At 66.0% G+C, this 1,152-nt stretch carries 1 protein-coding gene; it reads left to right on the top strand.

The features are described from left to right. On the top strand, nt 1-1,152 hold a 1,152-nt coding region (gene ahcY / locus GTW43_RS27890), incomplete at both ends, for an adenosylhomocysteinase (RefSeq protein WP_161304730.1).

A 1,152-nucleotide genomic window follows, 5' to 3' on the forward strand; every position in this document is an offset into this window, starting at 1 on the left:
GGTCGCCGACCTCTCCCTCGCGGAGTTCGGCCGCAAGGAGATCACCCTCGCCGAGCACGAGATGCCCGGCCTGATGGCGATCCGCAAGGAATACGCCGCCACCCAGCCCCTGGCCGGCGCCCGCGTCACCGGTTCCCTGCACATGACCGTCCAGACGGCCGTGCTCATCGAGACCCTGGTCGCGCTCGGCGCCGAGGTCCGCTGGGCCTCCTGCAACATCTTCTCCACGCAGGACCACGCTGCCGCGGCCATCGCGGTCGGTCCCGAGGGCACCCCGGACAACCCTCAGGGCGTCCCCGTCTTCGCCTGGAAGGGCGAGACCCTGGACGAGTACTGGTGGTGCACGGAGCAGGCCCTGACCTGGCCGAACACGCCCACCGGCGGCCCGAACATGATCCTGGACGACGGCGGCGACGCCACCCTCCTCGTCCACAAGGGCGTCGAGTACGAGAAGGACGGCAAGGTCCCCTCCCTCGACACCGCCGAGTCGGACGAGCACCGCACCATCCTCGAGCTCCTCCACCGCACCATCTCCAACGGCTCCCAGAAGTGGACCCAGCTGGCGTCGGAGATCCGTGGGGTGACGGAGGAGACGACGACGGGTGTGCACCGGTTGTACGAGATGCAGCGTGACGGGTCGTTGTTGTTCCCCGCGATCAATGTGAACGATGCGGTGACGAAGTCGAAGTTCGACAACAAGTACGGGTGCCGGCATTCGCTGATCGACGGGATCAACCGTGCCACGGATGTGCTGATCGGTGGGAAGACGGCTCTGGTCTGCGGGTACGGCGATGTGGGCAAGGGGTGTGCGGAGTCGCTGCGGGGTCAGGGTGCGCGGGTGATCGTGACGGAGATCGATCCGATCTGTGCGCTGCAGGCGGCGATGGACGGTTATCAGGTCGCGACGCTGGAGGATGTCGTGGACCAGGTCGACATCTTCGTGACGACGACGGGCAACAAGGACATCATCATGGCGTCGGACATGGCCAGGATGAAGCATCAGGCGATCGTGGGGAACATCGGCCACTTCGACAACGAGATCGACATGGCCGGTCTGGCGCGGATCGACGGGATCGTGAAGGACGAGGTGAAGCCGCAGGTCCACACGTGGACGTTCCCTGACGGCAAGGTCATCATCGTGCTGTCCGAGGG

This window comes from Streptomyces sp. SID5785 (assembly GCF_009870065.1).
Classification (GTDB): domain Bacteria; phylum Actinomycetota; class Actinomycetes; order Streptomycetales; family Streptomycetaceae; genus Streptomyces.